The following is a 20847-nucleotide window of genomic DNA, read 5'->3' on the forward strand; positions in this document are numbered from 1 at the left end:
AGCGCCCGAGGACGTCAGGTGCGCGCGGGGACCAGCCCGAGCCTCCCGACGACCTCGCGGGTCGCCTTGGAGCGGTTGAACGTGTAGAAGTGCAGCGCCGGCACGCCTTCGGCCAGCAGGCGCTCGCCCATCTCCGTCACCAGGTCCACGCCCGCCTTCCGGAACGCCACCGGGTCGTCGGCCAGGTGCTCCAGGCGGGCCGCCACCGAGGCGGGCAGCGGGGCACCGGACAGCTCGACCGACTTGGCCAGCGTCCGCGGGGTCGTCAGCGGCATCAGGCCGGGCACGAGCAGCGTGTCGCAGCCGGTCGCCGCCACGCGGTCGCGCAGGCGCAGGAAGTCCTCCGGGTTCAGGAACAGCTGCGCGATGGCGAAGTCCGCCCCCGCCCGCAGCTTCTGGACCAGGTACTTCGTGTCCGTGTCCAGGTCGGCCGACCGCGGGTGGCCGTACGGGAACGCCGAGACGCCCACGCAGAAGTTGCCCAGTTCCCGGCACAGCCGGACCAGTTCCTCCGCGTAGGTCAGGCCCTGCGGGTGCGGGACCCACTCGCCGTTGACGTCGCCGGGCGGGTCGCCCCGCACGGCCAGGATGTTGCGCACGCCCACGGCCGCGTACCAGCCGATGACGTTGCGCAGCTCGGCCACGGAGTGGTCGACGGCGGTGAGGTGGGCCATCGGGACCAGGGTCGTCTCCTGGACCACGCGGGCCGTGGTGCGGACCGTCCGGTCCCGGGTGGAGCCGCCCGCGCCGTAGGTGATGGACACGAACGCGGGGTCCAGCGCCTCCAGCTCGCGGATCGCCTTCCACAGCACGCGCTCGTCGTCGTTGTCCCGGGGCGGGAAGAACTCCACGGAGAACACGGGCCGACCCGTGGTGATGCGTTCGACGACCGACGTCATGCCCGTAAGCCTAGAGGTAGGTCCGATCAGTGGGAGAACCCTTTCACTGAGTGGAACGAGCCCCCCGGTGGGAGCCGCCCCGGCGGGAGAGGTGACGATAGACGGGTGCCGCCCCACCCGTTGGACCTGGACCTGCCCAAGCACGTCGACGCAGCCCTCGCAGGCTACTTGGCCGACCGCAAGACCAAGGGAGCGCGCACCGAGGAGAACTTCGCCGGCGTGGTGGACGCGCTGGCCGACTTCGTCCTCGGCGGCGGCAAGCGGGTCCGGCCGACGTTCGCGTGGTGGGGCTGGCGGGCCGCGGGCGGCGACCCGGACGGCGACCAGGCCGGGGCGGTGCTCACGGCGGTCAGCTCGCTGGAGCTGATCCAGGCGTGCGCGTTGATCCACGACGACCTGATGGACGCCTCCGAGACCCGGCGCGGGATGCCGACCGTGCACGTCCGGTTCGCCGACAAGCACCGCGAGCAGGGCTGGCTGGGCGAGCCGGAGCGGTTCGGCCTCGCGGCCTCGGTGCTCATCGGCGACATCGCGCTGGCGTGGGCGGACGACATGCTCTTCGCCGCCGGCCTGCCCACCGACGCCCTCCAGCGGCTGAGCATCCCGTGGCGGGACATGCGCACCGAGATGCTCGCCGGGCAGTACCTCGACGTGCTCACCCAGGCCCGCGGCGACGCCTCCCCGGACGCCGCCCTGCGCATCGACCGGCTCAAGACCGCCGCGTACACCGTCGAACGCCCCCTGCACATGGGTGCGGCGATCGGCGGCGGCAGCGCGGAGCTGGTGGACGGCCTGCGCAGCTTCGGCACCGACATCGGCGTGGCCTTCCAGCTCCGCGACGACCTGCTCGGCGTGTTCGGCGACCCGGCGGTCACCGGCAAGCCCGCCGGGGACGACCTGCGCGAGGGCAAGCGGACGCTGCTGGTCGCGCTGGGCATGGAGTTCGGTGCGGACGTGCTGCACGACGCCCTGGGCCGGCCCGACCTGGACGTGGCCACCGTGGACGTGGTGCGCGCCAAGCTGGTCGAGGTGGGCGCGGTGGACGCCGTGGAGGAGCGGATCGCCGAGCTCACCGAGTCCGCGCTGACCGCCCTGGACCGCGCGCCGATCGTCGAACCGGCCGCGCGGGACCGGCTCGCCCAGCTCGCCGTCAGCGCCACGAAACGGACCTCGTGACATGAGGACGGTCACCGGCCGCACCGACCACGTCGTCGTGGTGGGCGCGGGCCTGGCGGGCCTCTCGGCCGCGCTGCACCTGCTGGGCGCGGGCCGGCGGGTCACCGTGGTCGAGCGGGACGCCGTGCCCGGCGGCCGGGCGGGACGGCTGGACCTCGACGGCTACCGCTTCGACACCGGCCCGACCGTGCTGACCATGCCGGAGCTGGTCGAAGAGGCCTTGAACGCGGTCGGCGACACCCTCGAGGACCGCCTCGACCTGCACCAAGTGGACCCCGCGTACCGGGCGCGGTTCGCCGACGGCTCCGTGCTGGACGTGCACGCCGACGCCGAGGCGATGGAGGCTGAGGTCCGGCGGTTCGCCGGTCCGGAGCAGGCGGCGGGCTACCGGGCGCTGCGGGCGTGGCTGACCGAGCTGTACCGGGTCGAGCGGGACGCGTTCATCGGCGCGAACTTCGACTCCCCGCTGGACCTGCTCACCCCGCGCCTGGCCAAGCTCGCCGCGCTGCGCGGGTTCGCCCGGCTCGGCCCCTCGGTGGCGCGGTTCCTGACCGACGAACGCCTCCAGCGCGTGTTCTCGTTCCAGTCGCTTTATGCGGGCGTGCCGCCGCGCAAGGCGCTCGGCGCGTACGGCGTCATCGCGTACATGGACACCATCGCGGGCGTCTACTACCCGCGCGGCGGGATGCGTGCGCTTCCGGACGCGCTGGCGGCTGCCGCCGAGGACGCCGGCGCGGACCTGCGCTACCGCACCAAGGTGGCCTGGCTGGAACGCATCGGCCGCCGCGTGACCGCCGTGCGGACGACGCAGGGCGAGCGCATCCCGTGCGACGCCGTGGTCCTCACGCCGGACCTGCCGATGTCCTACCGCCTGCTGGGCCACCGCCCCCGCCGCCCGCTGCCGATCACGTGGGCGCCCTCCGCCGTGGTCCTGCACGCGGGCGTCGACCGGACGTGGCCGGAACTGGCGCACCACACGCTGTTCTTCGGCCGGGCCTGGGACCGCACGTTCGAGGAGCTGACCCGCCGGGGCAGCCTGATGACCGACCCGTCCCTGCTGGTCACCGCGCCACCGGACGGCGGCATGTTCGTCCTGGCCCCGGCCCCGAACCTGCGGCTGGGCCCGATCGACTGGGACCGCGTCGGCCCCGCCTACCGCGACGAGCTCGTGCAGACGCTGGAGCAGCGCGGCCTGACCGGGTTCGGCGACGCGATCAAGGTCGAACGGCTGGTCACCCCGCGCGACTGGGCCGCGATGGGCCTGGCCGCGGGCACCCCGTTCTCCGCCGCGCACACGTTCGCCCAGACCGGCCCGTTCCGCCCGCGCAACCTGGTGCTGGACAACGCGGTGCTGGCCGGCTGCGGCACGACGCCGGGCGTGGGCGTGCCGCCGGTGCTGATCTCCGGGAAGCTGGCCGCCCAGCGGATCACGGGGTCCGTCGGCGCAGGGTCGCGGCGCCGAGCAGCAAGGCCGCGAGCGCACAGCCCGCGATGACCAGCAGGTTGCGGACCAGCGTCCCGTCCACGTCGGACGAGCGGGTGACCTGGGTCAGCGCGTCCACCGCGTAGGACAGCGGCATCACGTCGGAGATCCAGTTCAGCACGGTCGCCATCTGGTCGCGCGGCACGAACAGCCCGCACAGCAGCACCTGCGGCATCACGATCGCGGGCATGAACTGCACCGCCTGGAACTCCGTGCGGGCGAACGCGCTGGCGAACAGCCCCAGCGCCATGCCCAGCAACGCGTCCAGCACCGCGATGAGCACCAGCAGCGCCACCGAGCCCTCGATCTCCAAGCCCAGCCACGTCAGCGCGACCGTCGCCGCCACCGCCACCTGCACGACCGCCACCAGCCCGAACGCCAGCGCGTAGCCCAGCAGCAGGTCCAGCTTGCCGATCGGCATGGTCATCAGCCGTTCGAGGGTGGCGGTCAGCCGTTCCCGCAGCGTGGTGATCGACGTGACGATGAACATGATCGCGAACGGGAAGACGCCCAGCAGCGCCGGCGCGGCCCGGCTGAACGCCTGCTCGGAGTCGAACACGTACCGCAGCAGCACGAGCAGCACCGAAGGCATGAGGACCATCAGCGCCACGGTCCGGTGGTCGTGCCGCAGCTGGGTCAGGATGCGGCGGGTGGTGGCCAGGGTGTTCGCGCCGCTCAGGGTGTTCACGCCGTCCCCCTCACCAACGCCAGGAACGCCTGCTCCAGGTCCGGTGTGCCGGTCCGGTCGCGCAGCGCCTGCGGGGTGTCGTCGGCCAGCAGCTCGCCCTCCCGCATGAGCAGCAGCCGATCGCACCGCGCGGCCTCGTCCATCACGTGGCTGGACACCAGCAGCGCCGCGCCCCGGTCGGCCAGGTCGTGGAACAGGTTCCACAGCTCCTCGCGCAGCACCGGGTCCAGCCCCACGGTCGGCTCGTCCAGCACCACCAGCTCGGGCCGGCCCAGCAACGCCACGGCCAGGCTCGCCCGCCCGCGCTCGCCACCCGAAAGAGTGGTGACCAACTGGTCGGCCTGGCCCTTGAGCCCGACCTCGTCCACCACCCGGTCCACATCGGACCTCGGGGCTCCGAGCACGGACGCGAAGTAGCGCAGGTTCTCCCGCACGGTCAGGTCCGCGTAGACCGACGGGCTCTGCGTCGAGTACCCGATCCGATCCCGCAACACCGGACTACCCGCCGGGTGCCCCAACACGGTCACCGACCCGCCGGCGACGACCTGAACGCCCACGACAGCCCGCATGAGCGTGGTCTTGCCGCACCCGCTCGGCCCGAGCAGCCCGGTCACCGTGCCGCGCGGCACGTCGAAACTCACCGAGCGGACGACTTCCCGCCCGCCACGCACGACCCGCAAGCCGTCGACGCTGACGGCCACCGAATTGGCCATGCGTTGAATTGTCACTCCGACCTAGCCGACTTGGAAAGCGCCACTTGCAACATGTGGTCATTCGGCCTATGCGACGATGTTGCCGAGATGGCCGCGACCCCGTCCCTTCCCCGATCCAGCGCACCTGTGGAACCGGTGCGCTCCGGTGCTACCCAGGCGCCGGATCCCGGTGGCATACCCATCAGGACGATCCTGCTCGGTGTCGCCGGCGTCATGCTGGTCGCGTTGGGCGGTACGGGCGCGGGCGCGATCCTCAAGCGCGACCCCCTGCTCACCGACACCTCGCTGAGCTGGATCCGCTACGGCCACGGCCACGACCTGGCCACCGCGATCCTCTACGTGGGCCTGGGCCTGGTCATCTGGGCGTGGGTGCGGCTGGGCCGCATGGTCCGCAACCGGCACGTCGGCAGCCAGGCCGTGCTCACCGCGGTCGTCGCCTGGACCCTGCCGCTGCTGTTCGCGCCACCGCTGTTCAGCAAGGACATCTACAGCTACCTCGCGCAGGGCCAGATCGCCCTCAACGGCCTGGACCCCTACAAGGTCGGCCCGGCGGTCCTCCAGAGCCCGTTGTCGGACAACGTCAGCTGGGTCTGGCAGAACACGCCCGCCCCCTACGGACCGTTGTTCCTCATGCTCGCCATGGGGGTCGTGGGCGTCACCAACGCGTCCGTCATCGGTGGCGTGGTCCTGATGCGGCTGGTGCTCGGCGTGGGTCTGGCGATGCTCGTGTGGGCGCTGCCCGGCCTGGCCCGGCACCTGGGCGGCCGGCCCGCGATCGCGCTGTGGGTGGCCGCCGCGAACCCGTTGATGCTGGTCCACCTCATCGGCGGCGCGCACAACGACCTGCTGATGGTCGGCATGCTCGCGGCGGGCTGCCTGTTCGTCCTGGACCGCAAGCACGTGCTGGGCATCGCCCTGGTGACCCTCGCGTTCGCCGTGAAGGCCACCGCCGTGGTCGCGCTGCCGTTCCTGGTGCTGGTGTGGGCACGCCGGCTGGAGGGCACCCGCACCGCGCAGCTGGGCAAGGCCATCGCGGGCGGCGTGACCACCTTCACCGCCGTGTTCACCGCCACCACGCTGGCCTCCGGCCTGGACCTGGGCTGGATCCCGGCGCTGAGCTCGTCGTCCACCATCGTCAACTGGCTGTCGCTGCCCAGCGCGGTCGGCGACTTCGTGCACACCGTGGTCAGCGCGTTCGTCCGGGTCGAGCCGGGCTGGTTCATGACCATCGCGCGCGGCCTCGGGTCGCTGCTGCTGCTCTACATCGCGTGGCGGCAGTGGCGGGTGGCCGAGGACGGCGGTCCCGAGGCGGTGCGCCGCGCGGCCATCACCATGCTCGCCGTGGCGCTGCTGTCGCCGGCCACGCTGCCCTGGTACTTCAGCTGGGCGCTGGTGCTGGGCGCGGGCCTGGCGTGGAGCACGAAGAACCTCCAGAAGGTGACGTTCTTCTCCGTGTTCCTGCTGCTGGTGACCTTCCCCAACGGCGACACCGCGCTGTACTCGTGGGGCTACCTGCTGCTGACCGTGGCCGTGTCCGCGCTGGCGTGCGTGACCCTGGTCAAGCCCGACCCGCTGCGGCTGTCCAGCAGGTACACGTGAGCGAGCTGGACGCCGCCTACGCCCGCTGCCGAGCCCTCAACGCCCGTCACGGTCGCACGTTCTTCCTGGCCACGCGCCTGCTGCCGCGCCGCGACCGACCCGCCGTGCACGCCCTGTACGGCTTCGCGCGCTGGGCCGACGAGATCGTGGACGACGGGCGGCACGCCGACCCGGCCGCCGACCTGGACACCCTGGAACGCCAGGTGGAGGACGAGCTGGCGGGCCGGCCGACCGGGCACCCGGTGCTGACCGCCCTGGCCGACACCGTCCGCCGCTACCGCATCGACCACGGCCTGTTCGGCGACTTCCTGGCGTCCATGCGGATGGACCTGCACACCACCGAGTACGCGTCCTTCGCGGAGCTGGGCAAGTACGTGCACGGGTCCGCGGAGGTCATCGGACTCCAGCTGCTGCCGGTCTTCGGCACCGTCGCCCCGCGCGCCCACGCCGAACCGGCCGCCGCCGCCCTGGGCCGGGCGTTCCAGCTGACCAACTTCCTGCGCGACATCGGCGAAGACCTCGACCGGGGCCGCGTCTACCTGCCCCAGGACGTCCTGCACGCGCACGGCGTCGACCGGGAGCTGCTGGCGTGGTCGCGCCGCACCGGCCGCGCCGACCAGCGCATCCGACGCGCGATCCAGCACGTCATGGCGGTGACGCTGGCCACCTACCGGGAGGCCGAGGGCGGCATCGAACTGCTCCAACCGGCCGCACGACCGTGCGTGCACACCGCGCTGGTCCTTTACCGCGCCATCCTCGACGAGATCGCCGCCGCCGACTACAACGTCCTCGACAAGCGGGTGGTCGTGCCGAACACCACTCGGGCCGCCGTGGCGCTACCCGGTCTGCTCAAGGCCGTGACCGCACGAGCCGTGTCCGGGCGGCTCACCTGGAACCGCCCGGACGACCACTAGGGGAACTTCAGAAGCCCATCGCCTGGGCGCGGCGCTTGACCTCGCGCCCGCGGTCGCCGCGCAACGCCTCGATGGGCGTGCCCGGCAGGGTCTCGTCTTCGGTGAACAGCCAGCGCAGGATCTCATCGGTCGAGTAGCCGGAGTCGCGCAGCACCGTGATGGTGCCGGGCAGCCCCTTCACCACGCCTCCGGCGGCGAGGAATGCGGCGGGGACGACGAGGACACCGTTGCGGCGCTCCGCGAGCAACTGGCCGTCGCGCAACAACTGGTGGACACGGTTGATCGGCAAGCCGAGGCGCTCGGCGACCTGCGGGAGGTCGAGCACCTCCAGGTCGGGAGCCAGCACATCCGCAGCGGCAGGAATCGCACTCACGTGCGCCACGATGCCACAACGCGCGGAGCAACGCCCTGCGCCAACCGGGTGGTGGCGGTACACCCGCGGGTCTCCTCCCGGACACCCCCTGTTTCATGCGACTTTGACACGGATCCCACACGCGCGCGGGGATGCTCGACAGCGCACGGCACGGGTCGGTTCCACCCCACCGTACGATCCTCGGCTGTGGAGAGGTCGGCGACGAACGTGATCGGCGGGCTGCTGGAGCAGCGCTACCGAGTGGGCGCCCTGGTGGCACGCGGAGGCATGTCCACCGTGTACCGGGGTGTCGACACGCGCCTGGAACGGCCGGTGGCCATCAAGGTCATGGACCCGCAGTTCTCCTCCGACCCGCAGTTCGTGGCGCGGTTCGAGCGCGAGGCGCGGGCGGCGGCCGGGCTGCACCACCCCGGCGTGGTGGCGGTGCACGACCAGGGCGTGGACGAGGACCGCGTGTACCTGGTGATGGAACTGGTCGAGGGCGGCACCCTGCGCGACCTGCTCAACGAGCGCGGCCGGCTGGACGTGCCCCTCGCCCTGACCGTGCTGGAGAAGGTCCTCTCCCCCCTGGCCGCCGCGCACCGCGCGGACCTGGTGCACCGGGACGTGAAGCCGGAGAACGTCCTCATCGGGCGCGGCGGCGTGGTGAAGGTGGCGGACTTCGGCCTGGCCCGGGCCGTGTCGACACCCGGCATCACCAGCGACAACACCACCATCATGGGCACCGTCGCCTACCTGTCCCCCGAACAGGTGACCACCGGCGCGGCGGACGCCCGCAGCGACGTCTACGCGGCCGGCGTGCTGCTGTACGAGATGCTGACCGGCACGCCCCCGTTCGTGGGCGAGAACGCCATCTCGGTGGCCTACCAGCACGTCAACGACGAGGTGCCGGCGCTGCGGGACGTCCCCGCCGAGGTCGCGGAGCTGGTCCGCCGGGCCACCCGCAAGGAGCCGTTCCTGCGTCCCGCCGACGCGGAGGCCTTCCTGTCCGAGGTCGAGACCGCCCGCGCCACCCTGGGCATCCCGCAGGTGGACGTGCCCGCCGTCACGCACGCCGCCGACGCCACCGCCATCGCCCCGCTCCCCTCGGCGGAGGCCACCGCCATCGCCCCGCACCCGTCGGCGGAACCGGCGACGGTCCGCGTCCAGCCGGTCGGCGTGGGCGCGGCGGGGGTGGGGGCGGTCGCCTACGCCGACCCCACGGTCCCCGTCCGCCGCCCGGACACCGGCGGCCCCCAGGGCACGCGGGCGATGCCCCGCGCCTTCCTCGGCGACCCCGCCACGGGCACACCGGCGGGCGGCACGCCCCTCGGCCCCCTGACACCTCCTGGCCCACCGACGCCCCCCGGCACGCCGAAGCCCCGCCCCAAGCGCCCGCCGCGCAAGAAGACGCCCGAGCAGATCCAGGCCGAGCTGCGGGCGAAGGGCAAGAAGCAGCTCATCACCTGGATGAGCATCGCGCTGGTGGCGGCGGTCCTGATCGGCCTGACCGCGTGGTGGCTGTCCATCGGCAAGGTCGCCTCCGTGCCCGACGTGGTCGGCAAGGAGCAGGACGTGGCCACCGCGATCATCGAGGACGCCTCCCTCAAGACCGCCGTCAGCACGGAGAACAGCAACACCGTGCCCAACGGCCAGGTCCTGCGCACCGAGCCCGCCGGCGGCACCGAGCTGACCCGCGGCGACCTGGTGAAGGTCATCGTCTCGCGCGGCAAGCCCGTGGTGCCCCAGGTGGCGGCCGGGTCCGAGACGGCGGCGGCCGAGAAGGAGATCGCGTCCGCGGGCCTGAAGTCCCAGCTCAACCCGGCCGAGGACGCGTTCAGCGACCGGGTGCCCAAGGGCAAGGTGGTCACCCTCAAGCCCGCGCCCGGCACCCCGGTCGACATCGGCACGACGGTCACCATCGTGCTGAGCAAGGGCGTCGAGCCCAAGCCCGTGCCGAACGTGAAGGGCAAGACCAAGGACGAGGCCTTCGCCGAGCTGTCGGCAGCGGGTTTCGAGCCCGTCGAGGGGCCGCAGGAGCCCTCCGGCGAGGTCGAGGGCGGCCGGGTCATCCGCACCACCCCGGCGGCCGGCACCACCCTGACCACCGACAAGAAGGTCACGGTGATCATCGCCCAGGACCGGGGCGTGCTCGTGCCCAACGTCGAGGGCAAGTCGGTCAAGGACGCCAAGGAAGAGCTGCAGAAGGCCGGGTTGCAGGTCGAGGTCCAGTTCAACAACCGCGATCGCGCGAGGGTGGTGAACCAGTCCATCCGCGGCGGCGAACGCGTGCCGAAGGGCACCAAGATCGTCCTGATCGCGGTGTGAGATCGCCGCGACGCCGACGCGGCCTCGCGAGACGCGAAAACGCCCCGGCGGAACTCCGCCGGGGCGTTCACGTTCGTACGGGCGTCAGCTGCGCAGCATCTCCGCCACGAGGAACGCCAGCTCCAGCGACTGCTGGGTGTTCAACCGCGGGTCGCACGCCGTCTCGTACCGGCCGGCCAGGTCGGTGTCCGAGATCTCCTGCGCGCCGCCCAGGCACTCGGTGACGTCCTCGCCGGTCAGCTCGATGTGGATGCCGCCCGGGTGGGTGCCCAGCCGCCGGTGCACCTCGAAGAAGCCCTGCACCTCGTCCACGATCCGGTCGAAGTGCCGGGTCTTGTAGCCGGTGGACGACTCGTGCGTGTTGCCGTGCATCGGGTCGCACTGCCAGATGACCTGGTGGCCCGACGCGGTGACCTTCTCCACGATGGCCGGCAGGACGTCGCGCACCTTGCCGTTGCCCATCCGGCTGATCAGGGTCAACCGGCCGGGCTGGTTGTACGGGTCCAGCCGCTCGACGTACTCGACCGCCATCTCCGGCGTGGTCGACGGGCCGATCTTCAGGCCGATCGGGTTGGCCAGCAGCTCGGCGAACGCGATGTGCGCGCCGTCCAGCTGCCGGGTCCGCTCGCCGATCCACAGGAAGTGCGAGGACAGGTCGTACAGCTTGGGCTGGTCACTGGTGGTGTCCAGGCGCAGCAGCGCCCGCTCGTAGTCCAGCAGCAGGGCCTCGTGCGAGGCGAAGATCTCGGTGGTGTGCAGCGACGAGTCGTCCACGCCGCACGCCGACATGAACCGCAGGCCCCGGTCGATCTCGGCGGCCAGCGCCTCGTACCGCTCGCCCGCGGGCGAGGTGCGCACGAAGTCCTTGTTCCACTCGTGCAGCCGGTGCAGGTCGGCCATGCCGGCGCTGGTCATCGCGCGCAGCAGGTTCATCGCCGCGCCCGCGTTGGCGTAGGCGCGGATCATCCGCGACGGGTCCGGGATGCGCGCCTCGGGGGTCGTGACCAGCGAGTTCACGATGTCGCCGCGGTAGGACGGCAGGCCCAGCGCGTCGATGTTGGACGAGCGGGGCTTGGCGTACTGGCCCGCGATGCGGCCGATCTTCACCACCGGCAGGCTCGCGCCGTAGGTGAGGACGACGGCCATCTGGAGCAGGGTCCGGACGTTCGCGCGGATGTGCGGCTCGGTGTTGTCCGCGAACGTCTCCGCGCAGTCGCCGCCCTGCAGCAGAAAGGCCTCGCCACGCGCGACGCCCGCGAGGTTCTCGCGGAGTCGGTCGATCTCGGCCGGCACGGTGATCGGCGGCACGCTCTCCAGCACGGCGCGCACCCGGCGCACCTGCTCGGCGTCCGGCCACTCGGGCTGCTGCGCCGCGGGGCGGCCCAGGGCGTCGTCCAGTCGCGTGCGAAGCTCGGGCGGAAGCGGCGGCAGCTCGGGAAGCGTGTCCACGGGCACGTCCACAGTCCAGTTCACGTGTTAAGGGTAGGCGGTCCACACTGAGAGACGGGGGCGGGTGGGCCTCGGCATGATGAGCGTCATGCCCGTCACCCCTGCGGACGACCACCTGCTGGACGACACCACGGCAGACCGCCTGCTGTCGACCGCGACCGCCAACGTCCTGCGCGATCACCCGGTGCACTGGATGCACGTCGTGTCCTCGGACGCGGACCTGGTGCCGCAGCGGGTGCTGCACCCGGTGTTCGCGGGTTCGTTCGACTGGCACTCGTGCGTGCACCAGACGTGGCTCATGGTCCGGTTGCTGCGCCTGCGCCCTTCCCTCGCCAGCGCCGACGAGGCACGCCGTGCGCTGGACACCCTCATCACCCCCGCGGGCGTGCAGACGGAAGCCGACTTCTTCGCCGGCCCGATGGGCGCGTTCTGGGAACGCCCGTACGGCTGGGCGTGGCTGCTGGTGCTGGACGCGGAGCTGCGAACGTGGGACTCGGCCCCGTGGGACCTGGGACCGCTGTCCGAAGTGGTCCGCTCGCGCTACCTCGACTGGGTGTCACACGCCCGACTGCCCATCCGAGCCGGAACCCACGCCAACACCGCCTTCGCAACCGGCCTGACCCTCGACGCGGCCCGCGCCCTGAACGACGACGACCTGGCCGACGCCTGCGCCGAGGCCGCCCTCCGCTGGCACCGCGAGGACCGCGACTACGGCGGCTTCGAACCGGACGCGGCAGACTTCCTGTCCCCGGCGCTGACCGAGGCAGACCTGGTGCGCCGAGTGCTGCCGGACTTCCCGACGTGGTTCGAGTCGTTCCTGCCAACCCTCGACGAGGCCCGCTGGAAGGTCCTGCGCGAGCCAGTGCCGGTGGACGACCCGAGCGACCCCTACGGCTCCCACCTGGTCGGCTTGGCCCTGTCCCGAGCATGGTGCTGGCGTTCGATCGGCGACGCACTCCCAGACGACCACCGCTACCGCCAACTAGCCCTGACAGCCGCCGAGGACCACCGCGAGGCAGGCCTCCGATACGTCTTCGGCCACGGCTACTACGCCGAACACTGGCTGGGCTCGTTCGCCACGTACCTGTCCCTGGGCGCCTTCGCCTAGAACCACCCACGCGCAGCACGGGTTCTTCGGCGAAGCCGGCGAGTCGGCAGTCCACCGGAGAGGACACAACCCAACTTGGGCTTCTTGCTTTTGTCATCTCCGTATGGCCTGCCCGAAGGGCTACCACATTTTCCAGGGGTTGCAGCCGAAAGTTTTGCGAGGAACGAGCAAAAGTTTTAGCGGCAACCCCTGGAAAATGTGGTAGGCTCCGCCAGGCCATACGGAGATGGCAAAAGCAAGAAGCCCCCGCCGTTGCAGTTGAGTCATCTTTGGTGGCCTGCCCGCCGGCGAGGCTCTTTTCGCTTTTAAGAGCTTTGAACCGGAACGCTTCGCTCTCAAGCCGAACGCGCTTCGCGCTCTTGGGAGCGCTGCGCGCTCTCAAGATCAAAAGATGAAAAGCGGCGCTCGCCGCGCGGCAGGCCGCCAGCGGGGGGTGAAGGGCGTCGGTTCCCCCGCCGTATGGCCTGGCGGAGCCAACCACATTTTGGGCCGGGTGCCGCTAAAACTTTTTGCTCGTTCCTCGCAAAAACTTTCGGCTGCACCCGACCCAAAATGTGGTAGCCCTTCGGGCAGGCCATACGGCGGGGGAACCGAGGCCCTCCACCTGTGGTTGGGACCACGACACAGCGCGCTGCGCGCGCCGAAAAGCGAAGAGCGCGTTGCGCGCGAAGGGCGCCTTCGGACGGAGCGGTGGTCTGTCCGAAGGCGCCCTGGCACAACGGGTCTCAGCCGAAGAAGACCTCGGCCTCGGCGTAACGCTCCAGCGGGACCGTCTTCAGTTCCGCCGTCGCCTCCGACAGCTTCACCCGCACGATGTCGGTGCCCTTGAGGGCCACCATGACGCCGAAGTCGCCCTCGGCCACCGCGTCCACCGCGTGCAGGCCGAACCGGGTCGCCAGGACGCGGTCGTACGCGGTGGGGATGCCGCCGCGCTGGGTGTGGCCCAGGACGACCGCGCGGGACTCCTTGCCGGTCCGCTCGGCGATCTCCTCGGCCAGCCAGGTGCCGACGCCGCCCAGGCGCACGTGGCCGAAGGCGTCCTTCTCGCCGGAGTGCAGCACCTCGGCGCCGCCCTCGGGGATCGCGCCCTCGGCGACGACGATGATCGGGGCGTACTGGCGCTCGAAGCGCCGTTCCACCCACTCGACGACCTTCTCGACGCTGAACTGCCGCTCGGGCACCAGGATGACGTTGGCACCACCCGCGAGGCCCGAGTGCAGGGCGATCCAGCCCGCGTGCCGGCCCATGACCTCGACGACCAGGGCCCGGTGGTGGGACTCGGCCGTCGTGCGGAGGCGGTCGATGGCCTCGGTGGCGATGTGGACCGCGGTGTCGAAGCCGAAGGTGTAGTCGGTCGCGCCGAGGTCGTTGTCGATGGTCTTCGGCACGCCCACGACGCCGATGCCGTCGTCGGTCAGCCGCTTGGCCACGCCGAGGGTGTCCTCGCCGCCGATTGCGACGAGCGCGTCGACGCCCTGGTCGGCCAGCACCTTGCGGATCTTGTCGACACCGCCGTCGAGCTTGTACGGGTTGGTGCGCGAGGAGCCCAGGATGGTGCCGCCCCGGGTCAGGATGTCCTCGACGTCAGCGAGCCCGATGGGCTTGGACAGGCCCTCGACGGGACCCTGCCAGCCGTTGCGGAACCCCACGATCTCCCAGCCGTGGACCTCGATGCCCTTGCGGACGACCGCGCGGATGACCGCGTTCAGACCGGGACAGTCACCACCGCCGGTGAGCACACCGATGCGCATTTGCTTACCAATCTCTTCGTGGCGTGGGTCACCCAAGACTGACACGCCCTGGATCGGTGCAGCAAGGCAGGGTCCCACCTTTCGGACCCCCGTCCGCAACCTCAGCGCAACACGAACCCGCGCCGGGCGCGCTCGGCCTCGATCACCTTCCAGCGGGCGAGGTTGTGGCGGGCGTCGGCGAGCGCGTCGTGGGCGTCGGCGGGGGCTTGGGGCAGGCGGGGCTTGCCGACGTCCTCCCAGCGTTGCCGCAGGTCGCGGGTGAAGCGGGGCAGGCAGCGGGGCAGTGCGGGCATCGGGCCCCACAGCTGGGCCAGGGCGACGTGGTCGTAGGCGGCGAACCACGCCCACAGCTCGATGTCGTCCCGGTTGGCCTTCGGCCCGCCGAGGAACTCCAGCAGGTCGCGCCGGATGCGCTCGCGGCTGCGCCACGCCTTGTCCGCCGGCGGCGGGAGCTGGTTGAGGACGTTCGCGCGCACCCACGGCCCGGCCTTGTCCGGGTCGAACTCGGTGGAGACGGCGTAGAACTCGCGGCCTTCCTCGTCGACCACGCCGATGGAGACGAGGTCGATCGTCACCCCGTCTTCGATGAACTCACAGTCGTAGAAGAACCGCACCCGCCAACCTTAGGGGTGCCGGTCAGCCGGCCTTCGCCTCGGGCAGGCGATCGGCCTCCGGCTTCTCCGGGGCGGCGGCTTCCTTAGCCTTGGCCGCGTAGACGTCCACGTACTCCTGGCCGGACAGCTCCATCAGGGCGTACATGATCTCGTCGGTGATCGACCGCAGCACGAACCGGTCGCCGGAGAGCCCGGCGTAGCGGGAGAAGTCCAGCGGCTTGCCGATCTTGATCCGGATCGGGTACGGCTTCCACATCTTCGAGCCGATGGGGTTGGCCTTGTCGGTGCCGAACATGGCGACCGGGATGACCGGCGCGCCGGACTCCAGGGCGATCCACGCGACGCCGACCTTGCCCTTGTAGAGGCGGCCGTCGGGCGAGCGGGTGCCCTCGGGGTAGATGCCCAGCAGCTTGCCCTCGCGGACGATCCGGACGCCGGTGTCCAGCGCGGCCTGCGCGGCGGAGGCGCTGGACCGGTCGATCGGGACCTGGCCGACGCCGGAGAAGAACCAGCGCTGGAACGCGCCCTTGAGGCCCTTGCCGGTGAAGTACTCGATCTTGGCGGGGAACGTGACCCGGCGGGAGAGCTTCAGCGGGAGGAAGAACGAGTCGGAGACGGCCAGGTGGTTGGACGCCAGGATCGCGCCGCCCTCCTTGGGGATGTTCTCCGCGCCCTCGATGATCTTCGGGCGGAAGAACAGGTTCAGGAGCGGCCCGAGAAAGATGTGTTTCATCAACCAGTAGAGCACCGCTGCGAGCGCCTCCTCGACGTGCTTCGTTCCCCGGCGGCCAGCGTACGGAGCCGACCGCACCAGGAGCAACGAAGACCGGTGTGCGGGCGGTACGGTCGCAAGTCCCACCGGCTGCCGTAATCCGCAACACAACGGGCTCGTGGGACGATGAACCCTGGCAGAGGACGCGCCTGGAGGGGTTGGAACACGCCGATGAACTCCCGACGGGACTCGACGGACGGACCGGAGGACGTGGACGCCACGTTCGCCGAGATCGTGGCCGGGCTCGAACGCGAAGGCGTGGGCCGCACGTGGCCCGATGCGACCGATTCCTTCGAGGACGACGACACCGAAGCCGAACCCGCGAAGCCGACCCGCCCCGAGGGGCAACCGGCGGTGGCCACGGCCGACGACGAGGACGACGACGACCCGGACGACCACTTCGTGCCGCCGGAACCGCCTCCGCTGCCCGCCTTGCGCGCCGGCACGATCGCCGCCCTCCTGATCATGCTGCTCGGGGTGGTGCTCCTGGTCGCGCCCGGCCTGTTCGGCCTGACGTCCGCCATCGGCACCCCGCTGGCCCTGATCGTGCTGTGCTCGGGCGCCGGCTGGCTGGTCCTCCGCATCCGCAACGGCCCTCCGCCGGACTCCGGCTGGGACGACGGGGCGGTCCTGTAAAGCGTTCCCCGGACCTGCGCCTTCGAACCTCTCAGCGGCGGCCGTTGCGCGCGGTGCGGGTGGGTGCCAACTCCCGGGCCAACGTCGCTACCCCGACGATGCCGGCGTCGTCGCCCAGTTGCGCCGTCCGGATTCGGGCAAGTGGCCGATGCCCCGCCCCGGTCACCACGGCCGCGTACCGCTCCCGGGCGTCGTCCAGGAACAGCGGCGCGGACTCCGAGACCCCGCCGCCGATCACGACGACCTCCGGGTCGTAGACGTCCGCCACCAGCGCCAGCCCCTCGCCGAGCCACCGCGCCAGGTCGGCCATCGCCCGCTTCGCCAGCGGATCGCCGTCCCGCGCCGCCGCCGCCACCCGCCGACCGGTCACGGCCCGCGAGTCGCCCAGGGCCTCCCGCGCCATCAACGTCGACACGCCGGGGTGCCGGGCCAGCAGCTCGACCGCGGTCGTCGTCAACGCCGTCCCGGAGCAGTACCGCTCCCAGCACCCGTTCTTGCCGCACGGGCAAGGCCGCCCGTCCGGCACCAACCGCAGGTGCCCCAGCTCCGGCGCGACCCCGTGCGCACCCCGGAAGACCTTGCCGTCGATCAGCAGCGCCCCACCGATCCCGGTCCCGATCGCCACCAGCACCGCGATCCCGGCCCCGCGCGCCGCGCCGAAGCGGTGCTCGGCCAGGGCCGCCGCGTTGGCGTCGTGCTCCAGCACCACCGGCATCCCGACGCGAGCCGCGATCCGGTCCGCCACGGGGGCCTGCCGCCACGCCAGGTGCGGCGCGAACCGCACGGTCCGCCGGTCGGGCGCGACGAACCCGGCCACCGCCAAGCCCACCGCCGACACCTTGTGCCGTGACGCGACCTCGGCGACGGCCGCGCCGATCGCCTCCTCCAACGCCTCCTCGCCGGACGGGGTCGCGGCCCGCGCGGTGTCCAGGACGGCGCCGTCCGCGTTCACGACCCCGGCCCGCACGCTGGTCCCGCCGACGTCGACGCCGACGGTCAGCAAGGCGTCGACCCCTTCCGCACCACGGGGATCCGCTGCACCCGGGTCCGAGCGGGCTCCTCCGGCGATTCCGGTGCGGGTTCGGCGAGCGCCGCGCGCAGGACCGCGATCAACCCGGCCACGTGCTCGGCGGCCCGTGCCGCCAGCTCCGACCGGTCACCGCGCACCAGCGCGACGGCGTTGCACAGCGGGCACCACCCGCACGTCCCGGGGTCGTGGTCGCCGGGTTCGGCGGACAGCTTGTGCAGCCACGGCTGGGCGCGCTCGGCGGCGGCGTCCAGCAGCAGGCGCAGTTCTTCGGCGAGCTTGGCGTCCATCACCGCATCCAGAGGTCGGGGTCGGGGCGGAAGCGCACCGCCAACCCGGTCTCGTCCAGTTCCGCGCCGACCACCTCGCACCGCCGCAGCAACGACGGCAGCGCGACCAGCTTGCGCCGCCCGTCCACGGTCACCGCGAGGTCGTCGCCGACGCGGACCAGGTCCAGGTCCGAATCCCCCACCGCCACGGCCAGCCGCAGCTCGTACTCGTCGCCGACGCGCACCACGTCGACCAGCGGCCCCTCCGCTGCCGTCCCCGCCAGCGGGTCGGTCTCCCCGTACAGGCCGGCGGCGATCTCCAGCAGCGCCGGCAGCCCCACCGGCTCGCCCGCCCGGTGCTCGACGCACCGCACCGAACCCAGGTCCGCCAGCGACGCCAGCACCGCGTCCTGCTCGGCCCGCCGGGTCCGCATCCAGGTCGCCGCCGCGCCGCGCGCCGCACCGGGGTGCGGCACCAGCCGGTTGGCCACCACGCCGTCCACGCGGATGCCCTGCAACGCCAGCGCGGTCACCGTCCGGCGCGTCTCGGCCGCGACCACCCGCTCCGGCGTGAGCACCAGCCGCACGCTCGTGGCCTCCGAGGTCAGCAACGCCCGCAGCTGCTCCAGGCTCTCCGCGAGCCGCCCGAGGGCGTCCGCGGTGGCGTCCCAGCGCTCGACGGACGTGCTGCCCGCGAGCCCCGCCAGCAGCCCGCGCACGACCCGCCGGTGCGTCGGGAACAGCCGTTCGAGGTAGGACCCCAGCGCCTCGGGCAACGCCAGCAGCCGCAGCGTCTCGGCGGTCGGCCCGCAGTCCACGACCACGACGTCCCACGGCCCGGTCCCGGCCAGCCGCCGCACCTCCGCCAGCGCCAGCAGCTCCTCCACGCCCGGCAGGACGGTCAGCTCCTCGGCGTCCAGCTCGTCCACGCCCGCGCCCGCGAGCACGGTCCGCAGGTGGCCGCGCAGCTCGCGCCAGGCGTCGTCCACCAGCGCGCGGGGGTCGATCTGGGCGGCGTGCAGGCCGGCGTCCACCTCGGACACGGCACCGCCCAGCGGCACGCCGAACGCGTCGCCCAGGGAGTGCGCCGGGTCGGTGGACACGACCAGCGCCTTGCGCCCGCCGGCGGCCAGCGCGGCGGCGGTCGCGGCGGCCAAGGTCGTCTTGCCGACCCCGCCCTTACCGGTGAACAGCAGCAGGCGTGCGCTCATCCAGCGTTTTCCACCCGGCGCTTGAGCTCCTTGAGCGCGGTGTCCATGATCATCTTCTCCGCCTTGCGGCGGAACAGGCCGATCATCGGCACGACCAGCTGCACCGACAGGGTGTAGGTGACCTCGGTCGAGCCGCCGCGCGGGGTGAAGGCGTAGCTGCCCTCCTGGGACTTCTGCATCTGCCCCTTGACCAGGTGCCACGAGACCCGCTGCTCGGACCACTGGTCGTAGGCCAGCACGTACTCGTCCTTGATCGGCCCCTGGTCGATGTTGAACTTGACCTGCGCCGCGTACCCGTCCGCCCCGGTCTCCAGCACCTCGGTGCGCTTCACGCCGTTGGCCCACTCCGGGTAGGCGGCGAAGTCGGCGATCACCGCGAGGATCTTCGCGGGCTCAGCGTCGATCACGATGGACTGGGTGGACTCGTCGGCCATAGCCGGGAGGCTACCCGGTAGTTCTCGCTGTGTTGGATTGCGCCGCCTCCGGCGTCGCGGGTGAGGCCGCCTGAAGTCGGCTCGTCGGGTGGCGTTCCGCTCCGATCGAGAAGCGTGATCGGAGCGGAACGCGACCCGACAAGCCGACGCGGCCTCACCATCGCAACACGTGGGGCGTGCCGCTTCGCTGAAAGTGACCAACGTTCACGCACTCGGTCCACCCGACCCGGACCCGCTTCGACAGCGGCTGGTGGACGTGCCCGAAGACAGACCACCGCGGGCCGACCTTCCGGATCATCTCCAGTAGCGACACCGACCCCAGCTCCGGCCGCCGCGCCACCACGTCGTAGGTCAGCTCCGGCACCGCCGGCGGCACGTGGGTGCACAGCACGTCCACCTCGCCCAGCCCCGCCAGCGCCGCCCCGAACTCGTCGTCCGTCCGCAGGTACGGGTACCAGGGCGCACCCGGCCGCCGCACGTACCCCGGCGACATGATCGCCCCGCCCGCGAACCCGAACCGGAGCCCGCCGATCTCCACCGACTCGCCGTCGAGCACGTGCACGCCCTCGCGCGCGAACGACGGCCACAGGTCGGGGCTGTCGACGTTGCCCGGCGTGGCGTAGGTGGGGGCGGTCATCGCCGCGAACAGCTCGGCGTACTGCTCCTGCACGGCCTCGCGCACCACGGTCGCCGGGTCCTCGATGCTCTCCCACAGCGAGCGCATGTACCGGACGGTCTCCATGCCCATCCGGCCGCGCCGCAGCCGCGCGAACACCTCGACCTTCTCCGCGCCGAAGACCCGGCCGAGGATGCCCTTGCCGTGGTCGTAGTAGTCCACGAAGTCGACCAGGTCACCCAGGACCACCAGCGCGTCCGCGCCGTCGCCGGCCCGGGCGAGGGCCTCGGCGTTGCCGTGGACGTCCGACACGACATGTACCCGCACGAGTGCCGAATCTACGGCAGCGCGGGCGGCACCCCGGGAGCCCGGCCGGCCTCCAAGGTCAACTTGAGGCCCAGGGAGACCTCCTTGGCGGCCAGCTGGCGGCGGCGCACCTCCTGCCGGACCCGCTTGGGCGAGGCCTCACCGCGCAGGTCGGCCCGCAGGAAGTAGTGCAGGAGGGTGCCGTCGAGCACCGGCTCCAGCCACACCTCCATCGTTCCGACCAACGCCCCCGCCACCGTCCAGCGCAGTCCCTGGATGCCCCGATCGAGGTAGACGTCCAGAATGAGGTCGGGCCAGTACCGGGCCCAGGAGGAGGGCTCGGCGAAGGCGCTCACGACCACCTCGGGAGGCACTGCGAGGAAAGTCTCGTCCACCACGTCAACGCTCGGCACGGGTGGGAAGAGTGCCACGACACGGTCACGGAACCGACCTCCGGCCTGTTTATCGCCGGAATCACACGCTAAGTTGCCTCACCGGTAAC

General features: G+C 71.9%; 21 protein-coding genes. 7 read left to right on the forward strand and 14 right to left on the reverse strand.

The window, feature by feature from the left end; all coding sequences use genetic code 11:
- Positions 1-14 precede the first annotated feature (14 nt).
- Entirely contained in the window at positions 15-899 is an 885-nt protein-coding gene (locus DFJ66_RS15135) for a methylenetetrahydrofolate reductase (protein ID WP_121221874.1), read from the reverse strand.
- Positions 900-1004: 105 nt separating this feature from the next.
- Between DFJ66_RS15135 and DFJ66_RS15140 the strand changes: the two genes are divergently transcribed.
- Together DFJ66_RS15140 and crtI are read left to right on the forward strand one after the other, a co-directional pair.
- Positions 1005-2075 carry a polyprenyl synthetase family protein gene (locus DFJ66_RS15140; RefSeq protein WP_121221876.1) on the forward strand — a complete coding sequence of 357 codons (1071 nt, stop codon included), beginning with the start codon at positions 1005-1007 and terminating at the stop codon, positions 2073-2075.
- A 1-nt stretch (position 2076) separates the two neighbouring features.
- Positions 2077-3570, forward strand: coding sequence for a phytoene desaturase family protein (gene crtI / locus DFJ66_RS15145; protein WP_121221878.1), 1494 nt, complete (start codon positions 2077-2079; stop codon positions 3568-3570).
- Here the strand turns inward: crtI and DFJ66_RS15150 are convergent.
- Together DFJ66_RS15150 and DFJ66_RS15155 are read right to left on the reverse strand one after the other, a co-directional pair.
- Positions 3503-4237, reverse strand: a complete 735-nt coding sequence (locus DFJ66_RS15150; protein ID WP_121231198.1) for an ABC transporter permease — start codon at positions 4235-4237, stop codon at positions 3503-3505. The genes crtI and DFJ66_RS15150 overlap by 68 nt on opposite strands.
- A gap of 5 nt (positions 4238-4242) precedes the next feature.
- The gene (locus DFJ66_RS15155; RefSeq protein WP_121221880.1) at positions 4243-4959 is read right to left on the reverse strand and encodes an ABC transporter ATP-binding protein; all 717 of its coding nucleotides are present in this window, start codon (positions 4957-4959) and stop codon (positions 4243-4245) included.
- A gap of 87 nt (positions 4960-5046) precedes the next feature.
- Here DFJ66_RS15155 and mptB point away from each other — a divergent pair, with 87 nt between their 5' ends.
- The gene (gene mptB / locus DFJ66_RS44250) at positions 5047-6558 is read left to right on the forward strand and encodes a polyprenol phosphomannose-dependent alpha 1,6 mannosyltransferase MptB (protein ID WP_281276615.1); all 1512 of its coding nucleotides are present in this window, start codon (positions 5047-5049) and stop codon (positions 6556-6558) included.
- Complete coding sequence (locus tag DFJ66_RS44255; protein ID WP_121221882.1) at positions 6555-7472, forward strand: phytoene/squalene synthase family protein; 918 nt, start codon at positions 6555-6557, stop codon at positions 7470-7472. The genes mptB and DFJ66_RS44255 overlap by 4 nt, the downstream gene beginning before the upstream one ends.
- A gap of 7 nt (positions 7473-7479) precedes the next feature.
- Here DFJ66_RS44255 and DFJ66_RS15170 read toward each other — a convergent pair whose 3' ends face one another.
- Positions 7480-7845: an Rv2175c family DNA-binding protein gene (locus DFJ66_RS15170; RefSeq protein ID WP_211351176.1), complete on the reverse strand. Its 366-nt coding sequence runs from the start codon at positions 7843-7845 to the stop codon at positions 7480-7482.
- A 186-nt stretch (positions 7846-8031) separates the two neighbouring features.
- Here DFJ66_RS15170 and DFJ66_RS15175 point away from each other — a divergent pair, with 186 nt between their 5' ends.
- On the forward strand, positions 8032-10152 hold the full coding sequence (locus tag DFJ66_RS15175; protein WP_121221884.1) for a Stk1 family PASTA domain-containing Ser/Thr kinase: 2121 nt from the start codon (positions 8032-8034) through the stop codon (positions 10150-10152).
- Positions 10153-10236: 84 nt separating this feature from the next.
- On the opposite strand, the gene DFJ66_RS15180 is transcribed toward DFJ66_RS15175, so the two are convergent.
- The gene (locus tag DFJ66_RS15180) at positions 10237-11625 is read right to left on the reverse strand and encodes a class II 3-deoxy-7-phosphoheptulonate synthase (protein WP_121221886.1); all 1389 of its coding nucleotides are present in this window, start codon (positions 11623-11625) and stop codon (positions 10237-10239) included.
- A gap of 64 nt (positions 11626-11689) precedes the next feature.
- Here DFJ66_RS15180 and DFJ66_RS15185 point away from each other — a divergent pair, with 64 nt between their 5' ends.
- Complete coding sequence (locus tag DFJ66_RS15185; RefSeq protein WP_121231204.1) at positions 11690-12709, forward strand: DUF2891 domain-containing protein; 1020 nt, start codon at positions 11690-11692, stop codon at positions 12707-12709.
- Positions 12710-13434: 725 nt separating this feature from the next.
- On the opposite strand, the gene DFJ66_RS15190 is transcribed toward DFJ66_RS15185, so the two are convergent.
- The 3 genes from DFJ66_RS15190 to DFJ66_RS15200 all read right to left on the reverse strand — a co-directional run bounded on the left by DFJ66_RS15190 (position 13435) and on the right by DFJ66_RS15200 (position 15822).
- Positions 13435-14460, reverse strand: coding sequence for a 6-phosphofructokinase (locus tag DFJ66_RS15190; RefSeq protein ID WP_121221888.1), 1026 nt, complete (start codon positions 14458-14460; stop codon positions 13435-13437).
- A 101-nt stretch (positions 14461-14561) separates the two neighbouring features.
- On the reverse strand, positions 14562-15074 hold the full coding sequence (locus DFJ66_RS15195; RefSeq protein WP_121221890.1) for a polyadenylate-specific 3'-exoribonuclease AS: 513 nt from the start codon (positions 15072-15074) through the stop codon (positions 14562-14564).
- A 22-nt stretch (positions 15075-15096) separates the two neighbouring features.
- Positions 15097-15822, reverse strand: coding sequence for a lysophospholipid acyltransferase family protein (locus DFJ66_RS15200; protein ID WP_121221891.1), 726 nt, complete (start codon positions 15820-15822; stop codon positions 15097-15099).
- 195 nt (positions 15823-16017) lie between these two features.
- Here DFJ66_RS15200 and DFJ66_RS15205 point away from each other — a divergent pair, with 195 nt between their 5' ends.
- Positions 16018-16482 (forward strand): hypothetical protein, encoded by a 465-nt coding sequence (locus DFJ66_RS15205; RefSeq protein ID WP_121221894.1) that lies wholly within the window; start codon positions 16018-16020, stop codon positions 16480-16482.
- A gap of 31 nt (positions 16483-16513) precedes the next feature.
- Here the strand turns inward: DFJ66_RS15205 and DFJ66_RS15210 are convergent, their stop codons facing one another.
- The 6 genes from DFJ66_RS15210 to DFJ66_RS15235 form a co-directional block, all read right to left on the reverse strand.
- Complete coding sequence (locus tag DFJ66_RS15210) at positions 16514-17485, reverse strand: ROK family glucokinase (protein WP_121221896.1); 972 nt, start codon at positions 17483-17485, stop codon at positions 16514-16516.
- Positions 17479-17799, reverse strand: a complete 321-nt coding sequence (locus DFJ66_RS15215; protein WP_170199415.1) for a hypothetical protein — start codon at positions 17797-17799, stop codon at positions 17479-17481. The genes DFJ66_RS15210 and DFJ66_RS15215 overlap by 7 nt, the downstream gene beginning before the upstream one ends.
- Positions 17799-18989, reverse strand: a complete 1191-nt coding sequence (locus DFJ66_RS15220; RefSeq protein ID WP_121221898.1) for an ArsA family ATPase — start codon at positions 18987-18989, stop codon at positions 17799-17801. Before DFJ66_RS15220 ends, DFJ66_RS15215 begins: the two co-directional genes overlap by 1 nt.
- Positions 18986-19423, reverse strand: a complete 438-nt coding sequence (locus tag DFJ66_RS15225; protein ID WP_121221900.1) for an SRPBCC family protein — start codon at positions 19421-19423, stop codon at positions 18986-18988. Before DFJ66_RS15225 ends, DFJ66_RS15220 begins: the two co-directional genes overlap by 4 nt.
- A gap of 154 nt (positions 19424-19577) precedes the next feature.
- Positions 19578-20366: a metallophosphoesterase family protein gene (locus DFJ66_RS15230; protein WP_121221902.1), complete on the reverse strand. Its 789-nt coding sequence runs from the start codon at positions 20364-20366 to the stop codon at positions 19578-19580.
- An 11-nt stretch (positions 20367-20377) separates the two neighbouring features.
- Positions 20378-20758, reverse strand: a complete 381-nt coding sequence (locus tag DFJ66_RS15235; protein WP_211351178.1) for a polyketide cyclase / dehydrase and lipid transport — start codon at positions 20756-20758, stop codon at positions 20378-20380.
- Positions 20759-20847 lie beyond the last annotated feature (89 nt).

Source organism: Saccharothrix variisporea (genome assembly GCF_003634995.1).
Lineage (GTDB): Bacteria > Actinomycetota > Actinomycetes > Mycobacteriales > Pseudonocardiaceae > Actinosynnema > Actinosynnema variisporeum.

Excerpts from the sequence above, each read along its gene's own strand:
- DFJ66_RS15185 (WP_121231204.1), top strand. The coding sequence starts at position 11,690 with ATGCCCGTCACCCCTGCGGACGACCACCTGCTGGACGACACCACGGCA.
- mptB (WP_281276615.1), top strand. The coding sequence starts at position 5,047 with ATGGCCGCGACCCCGTCCCTTCCCCGATCCAGCGCACCTGTGGAACCG.
- DFJ66_RS15155 (WP_121221880.1), bottom strand. The coding sequence starts at position 4,959 with ATGGCCAATTCGGTGGCCGTCAGCGTCGACGGCTTGCGGGTCGTGCGT.
- DFJ66_RS15225 (WP_121221900.1), bottom strand. The coding sequence starts at position 19,423 with ATGGCCGACGAGTCCACCCAGTCCATCGTGATCGACGCTGAGCCCGCG.
- DFJ66_RS15205 (WP_121221894.1), top strand. The coding sequence starts at position 16,018 with ATGAACTCCCGACGGGACTCGACGGACGGACCGGAGGACGTGGACGCC.
- DFJ66_RS15220 (WP_121221898.1), bottom strand. The coding sequence starts at position 18,989 with ATGAGCGCACGCCTGCTGCTGTTCACCGGTAAGGGCGGGGTCGGCAAG.
- crtI (WP_121221878.1), top strand. The coding sequence starts at position 2,077 with ATGAGGACGGTCACCGGCCGCACCGACCACGTCGTCGTGGTGGGCGCG.
- DFJ66_RS15215 (WP_170199415.1), bottom strand. The coding sequence starts at position 17,799 with ATGGACGCCAAGCTCGCCGAAGAACTGCGCCTGCTGCTGGACGCCGCC.
- DFJ66_RS15190 (WP_121221888.1), bottom strand. The coding sequence starts at position 14,460 with ATGCGCATCGGTGTGCTCACCGGCGGTGGTGACTGTCCCGGTCTGAAC.
- DFJ66_RS15135 (WP_121221874.1), bottom strand. The coding sequence starts at position 899 with ATGACGTCGGTCGTCGAACGCATCACCACGGGTCGGCCCGTGTTCTCC.